This is a genomic window from Streptococcus mitis (assembly GCF_005844455.1).
Classification (GTDB): Bacteria; Bacillota; Bacilli; order Lactobacillales; family Streptococcaceae; genus Streptococcus; species Streptococcus mitis_BF.
Map to the genome: position 1 here is coordinate 1 of NZ_SPGF01000083.1, position 5,753 is coordinate 5,753.

At 39.3% G+C, this 5,753-nt stretch carries 4 protein-coding genes; 1 reads left to right on the plus strand and 3 read right to left on the minus strand.

Annotated elements, in window-relative coordinates; translation table 11 throughout:
- Positions 1-98: 98 nt before the first annotated feature.
- From FGQ53_RS10940 to gyrA, 3 genes are all read right to left on the minus strand, one after another.
- Positions 99-896, minus strand: coding sequence for a formate/nitrite transporter family protein (locus FGQ53_RS10940; RefSeq protein ID WP_138338758.1), 798 nt, complete (start codon positions 894-896; stop codon positions 99-101).
- A gap of 144 nt (positions 897-1,040) precedes the next feature.
- Entirely contained in the window at positions 1,041-1,784 is a 744-nt protein-coding gene (locus FGQ53_RS10945) for a class A sortase (RefSeq protein ID WP_138338760.1), read from the minus strand.
- Positions 1,784-4,252 carry a DNA gyrase subunit A gene (gyrA, locus tag FGQ53_RS10950; RefSeq protein ID WP_138338762.1) on the minus strand — a complete coding sequence of 823 codons (2,469 nt, stop codon included), beginning with the start codon at positions 4,250-4,252 and terminating at the stop codon, positions 1,784-1,786. Before gyrA ends, FGQ53_RS10945 begins: the two co-directional genes overlap by 1 nt.
- 194 nt (positions 4,253-4,446) lie before the next feature.
- Here gyrA and FGQ53_RS10955 point away from each other — a divergent pair, with 194 nt between their 5' ends.
- Positions 4,447-5,433, plus strand: coding sequence for an L-lactate dehydrogenase (locus FGQ53_RS10955; protein WP_138338764.1), 987 nt, complete (start codon positions 4,447-4,449; stop codon positions 5,431-5,433).
- The last annotated feature ends 320 nt before the right edge of the window (positions 5,434-5,753 follow it).

A 5,753-nucleotide genomic window follows, 5' to 3' on the forward strand; every position in this document is an offset into this window, starting at 1 on the left:
ATGTGATAGAGAATCACTTTGATGTTCTCAATCACACCTCCTATTCAAGTAGTTAGATCACTAACTTAATGACATTGGAATCAATCGTGCTCATTTTCTTAATCTACATAAGTATCTTCGCTTTTATTGAGGAAGGCATATGGAAGACCCATCAAGAGACCTCCTCCGATAAAGTTTCCGATGAAGGTTACTCCCCAATGACGGAGCATATTTCCAACACCGAAGTTAGCAATTGAATCAGCAGCAACACTGAATTTCACAATAGCGAAAGAAGCAAAGTTCGCAGCAATGTGCTCGTTTGTTAAGAATACAAACATGTAAATTGCTGACAACACAAGCCAAAGTTTAGCACCGCCATCTTTGACCAAAACAAATGAAAGAATCGCAATATTTACGAAAATATTTGCCAGAATAGCCTCAAGCAAAACTAATTCATTTGAACGGCCTAACTTCATCTCAACAACCCCTGAAATAAAGCTATCGTGAGTCAGATTTGCATAGGCTGCCGAGTGAGCGAAGCCCCAACCTGCTATCAAGGCTCCGATAAGGTTGAACAAGGTACAGTATAGTAAAATCTCAGCTGTTTTTCTCCAAGAGATTTTTTTCAAGAAACTACCAGCAGTCAAAAACATCATGTTTGATGTTACCAATTCGGCATTCAAGAAAACAATGTAGGCCAAGCCCCAAGCGAAAACAAATGGGAAGAGGAAGCGTCCACTACCTGGTGCGATTTTATTAATCAAGTCAGCCCCAACTGCACCAGCAGCTGTACTGAAAGTTAAGAATGCACCTGCAAACATAGAACGAATCGCATACTTAAATTTGCTTTGGCTATAAAGACTTTCTTTCTTCTTGCAAGCAAATTCAATCTTTGAGATAAATTCTGAAGAAACCATAATAAACTCCTAAAATTTTTTACCTGATAATTATATCACAAACTTTCGGTTTTAGGAAGCGTTTTCTGTATTTTCATAAAAGTTTATTTTTATGAAAATCTTAAAAGAATCAGTGAAACTTAATCTTCACTGATTCTTTTAGAATTAATAAAATTGTTTATATGGTTGATTGAAAGCTGTTAGGATTTCATCAGACGTTTGTGAATAATCTTTTGTTTCTTTCAAATCACCCTTTACAATAATCCGCTCAGTAGCTGCTGCATCCTCACAAGTTACTAAAGTAATTTCATCAACACCCGTTCGGTCATCAATTTCATCAACACGATCCGGTGTAACACGTTTGACTTCACGTATTTCATAAGTATAAACTTTATTTTTATCGGTTAGATAAATCTTCATACCATTTTTAGCGTTATCCAAAGGAGAAAATAACATTTTATTAGCATTATTGACACCAAAAATATGATGACTAGCTAGACTATAATTTCCTTTCCCCATCACTTGATCGCGTTTCATCGTACCAGCACCATAGAAGAGATTGACATTATCAAGCCCTTTAAAAATTGGCAAATTCATTTCTAATTCAGGGATTGCAATCCCTCCAATAACAGGCAATTTTTGAGTATCCCATTGAGAGGCCAAAACAGCTTCAGAGGAAATAGCTTTCACCGAATCAAAATCAAAATTTCCCTCTGTATCTTGATTTTCTTCTATTCTTTCTTTTGATACTTGACTAACTTGGTATTTATTGCTATTCCAAGCAATAAAAGCGTCACGAATTTTAGCATTAAAAATCAAAGCAATTGATAGTAGTATCAGAAATCCTGCTAGGATATCTGTCAGCAGATTTTTTCGTTTGTTTTTCTTCTTATTATTTTTTTGAGACATTATGCTTCACCCTCTGTTTCGTTTTCTGTCCCAACTTCTTCTTTTTCTGCCGCTGCAACCGTTGTAAAGGTCACAATTTTAGCATCTTGATCCAGACGCATTACTTTAACTCCCATAGTTGAGCGTCCTGTTTGTGAAATATTGGCAACATTGGTTCGAATCATGACACCTGTATCAGTGATAATCATCAAGTCTTCATCACCTTTCACAGTCAAGAGACCTGATAGAGGACCATTTTTCTCAGCCACATTTGCCGTCTTCATCCCTTTACCACCACGACCTTTTGTTGGATATTCAGTCGCGACTGTACGCTTACCATATCCTTTTTCAGTAATGATAAGAACCTCGTCCTGGTCTGTAATCACACTAGCTCCAACAACTGTATCTCCGTCACGAAGATTAACACCTTTCACACCAGTGGCGATACGACTCATGCCACGAACAGCTGATTGATTAAAACGAACTGCATAACCAAACTTGGTACCAATGATAATATCCGTATCTTCTTCCGTCAACAAGACATTAATCAACTCATCTTCATCCTTGAGGTTCAAAGCCTTGAGACCATTCTGGCGAATGTTAGCAAATTCCTTAACACTAGTTCTCTTCACAATACCATGACGGGTTGTGAAGAAGAGATAAGCGTCATCGTTGCGTTCAGATTCAACATTGATGATGGTCTGAATACTTTCACCTTCATCCAATTTCAAAAGATTGACAATTGGCAATCCCTTAGCAGTACGGCCATATTCAGGAATTTCATATCCTTTCAGGCGATAAACACGTCCTTTATTTGTAAAAAAGAGTAGGTGATCATGGGTGCTAGTCGACACTAACTCACGAACAAAATCGTCATCCTTTACACCGGTTCCTTGAACGCCACGACCACCACGTTTTTGAGCAGTAAACTCAGCTTGGTCCAGACGTTTGATATAGCCTTTGTTTGACAGTGTAATCAAGACATCCGATTCTTCAATCAAGTCCTCATCTTCAAGGCTCAAGACTTCACCGACCATCAACTCTGTACGACGTTGGTCACCAAACTTACGCTTAACTTCGTCTAATTCATCTTTAATGATTTGAGAAACACGTTCCGGCTTAGCTAGAATATCTGCCAAATCCGCAATCAGAGCCAAGAGGTCATCATACTCAGACTGAATCTTATCACGTTCCAAACCTGTCAAACGACGAAGGCGCATATCTAGGATAGCTAGACTTTGACGTTCAGAAAGCTTAAACTTACTCATCAACTCAGCTTGTGCTTCCGCATCAGTTTCACTAGCACGGATGATACGAATCACTTCGTCGATATGGTCTAGCGCAATCAAGAGACCTTCTAAGATATGAGCACGTGCTTCCGCTTTTCCCTTATCAAAACGTGTCCGACGAACAACCACTTCTTTTTGGTGTTCAATATAAGCATCCAAAATCTGGCGAAGAGACAAAATCTTCGGTACACCATTTTGAATCGCCAACATATTAAAACCAAAGTTGGTTTGCATCTGGGTCATCTTGAAGAGGTTGTTAAGGATAACATTGGCTGAAGCATCTCGCTTGACCTCAATCACGAAACGAACACCTTCACGGTTGGACTCATCACGAACCGCTGTAATCCCCTCAATACGTTTCTCCTGAACCAAACGAACAATATGCTCATGCACCTTGGTTTTATTAACCATGTAAGGAAATTCTGTTACAACGATGCGCTCACGGCCAGTCTTAGTTTCTTCGATTTCAGTACGAGAACGAAGAACAATAGAACCTTTACCTGTTTCATAAGCCTTATGAATACCTGATTTCCCCATGACAAGGGCACCTGTTGGAAAATCTGGACCAGGCAAGACTTCCATCAAGTCCTTGGTAGTCACTTCAGGATTGTCCATAACCAACTTCACTGCATCAATGGTCTCACCTAGATTGTGAGGAGGAATGTTGGTAGCCATCCCAACAGCGATACCAGTTGCTCCATTGACCAAAAGATTTGGAAAACGAGCTGGCAAGACCAAGGGTTCACGTTCATTGGCATCATAGTTATCAACAAAATCAACCGTATTCTTATTGATATCACGAAGCATTTCCAGAGCAATCTTGCTCATGCGTGCCTCAGTATAACGCTGGGCGGCAGCACCGTCCCCGTCCATAGAACCAAAGTTTCCATGTCCATCAACAAGCATATAACGGTAGCTCCACCATTGAGCCATACGAACCATGGCTTCATAGATAGAGGAATCTCCGTGGGGGTGGTATTTACCCATGACGTCCCCTGTAATACGAGCAGATTTTTTATGAGGTTTGTCTGGAGTAACACCCAATTCATTCATTCCATAGAGAATCCGACGGTGAACAGGTTTCAAGCCATCTCGAACATCAGGAAGAGCCCGCGCTACGATAACACTCATGGCGTAATCGATAAAGCTCGTCTTCATCTCCTTTGTCAGATTGACATTCACTAAATTTCTATCCTGCATTAATAAATGCCTCATTTCACTATTAGTAATTAATAATATTATACCATAATGTCCGCCATATTTCAGGCATCCAAATTAGCTAAAACGTTTACATCAAGAACTCCAAGGCATATTCGTGACAAAGCTTTTTAAAAGTGATAGAATTAAAATAACTGGGGAAATCCCTGAATAAAATTAAGGAGATGTTTAGAACAATGACTTCAACTAAACAACACAAAAAAGTTATCCTTGTCGGAGATGGTGCTGTAGGTTCATCTTACGCTTTTGCACTTGTTAACCAAGGAATTGCACAAGAGCTTGGAATTATCGAAATTCCACAATTGCATGAAAAAGCTGTTGGTGACGCGCTTGACCTTAGTCACGCCCTTGCCTTCACTTCACCTAAAAAAATCTATGCAGCTCAATACTCTGACTGTGCAGACGCTGACCTTGTTGTAATCACTGCAGGTGCACCTCAAAAACCAGGTGAAACTCGTCTTGACCTTGTAGGTAAAAACCTTGCTATCAACAAATCAATCGTAACTCAAGTTGTTGAATCAGGTTTCAAAGGTATCTTCCTTGTTGCTGCTAACCCAGTTGACGTTTTGACTTACTCAACTTGGAAATTCTCTGGTTTCCCTAAAGAACGCGTTATCGGTTCAGGTACTTCACTTGACTCAGCTCGTTTCCGTCAAGCACTTGCTGAAAAATTGGATGTAGATGCTCGTTCAGTTCACGCTTACATCATGGGTGAACACGGTGACTCTGAGTTCGCTGTTTGGTCACACGCAAACATCGCTGGTGTAAACCTTGAAGAATTCCTTAAAGACACTCAAAATGTTCAAGAAGCTGAATTGATTGAATTGTTCGAAGGTGTTCGTGATGCAGCCTACACAATCATCAACAAAAAAGGTGCAACATACTACGGTATCGCAGTAGCACTTGCTCGTATCACTAAAGCAATCCTTGACGATGAAAACGCAGTACTTCCACTTTCAGTATTCCAAGAAGGTCAATACGGAGTTGAGAGCGTCTTTATCGGTCAACCAGCTGTTGTTGGTGCACATGGTATCGTTCGTCCAGTAAATATCCCATTGAACGACGCAGAAACTCAAAAAATGCAAGCATCTGCTAAAGAATTGCAAGCTATCATTGACGAAGCATGGAAAAACCCAGAATTCCAAGTAGCTTCAAAAAACTAATTTAACTATAGACAACTCCTTGAATCGTCAAGGAGTTGTTTTTTATCTATATTATAGTAAATGGAAATAAGATATGAACAAATTAATTTTTAGCAATATTTGAACAATCACAGCGCACTATTCTAGCTGCAATCCACTATAAGAACTAAACATTTTATGAAATTTTCGTTCAAAAAACAACATCCCTTTAAAAGCTATAGTAGATTGAATCTAGAATAGTACGCAATGGTTGCTAAAATATTTCTATATAGTCAATTGAAACAAGAACAAGACAAAAGAGCCTCGTAAAAAGTATTGCAACTTGGTAATACCTTTTTGAG

What these genes read in the sequence shown, in the direction of transcription:
- gyrA (WP_138338762.1), bottom strand. Translation starts at nt 4,252, where the DNA reads ATGCAGGATAGAAATTTAGTGAATGTCAATCTGACAAAGGAGATGAAG.
- FGQ53_RS10940 (WP_138338758.1), bottom strand. Translation starts at nt 896, where the DNA reads ATGGTTTCTTCAGAATTTATCTCAAAGATTGAATTTGCTTGCAAGAAG.
- FGQ53_RS10945 (WP_138338760.1), bottom strand. Translation starts at nt 1,784, where the DNA reads ATGTCTCAAAAAAATAATAAGAAGAAAAACAAACGAAAAAATCTGCTG.
- FGQ53_RS10955 (WP_138338764.1), top strand. Translation starts at nt 4,447, where the DNA reads ATGACTTCAACTAAACAACACAAAAAAGTTATCCTTGTCGGAGATGGT.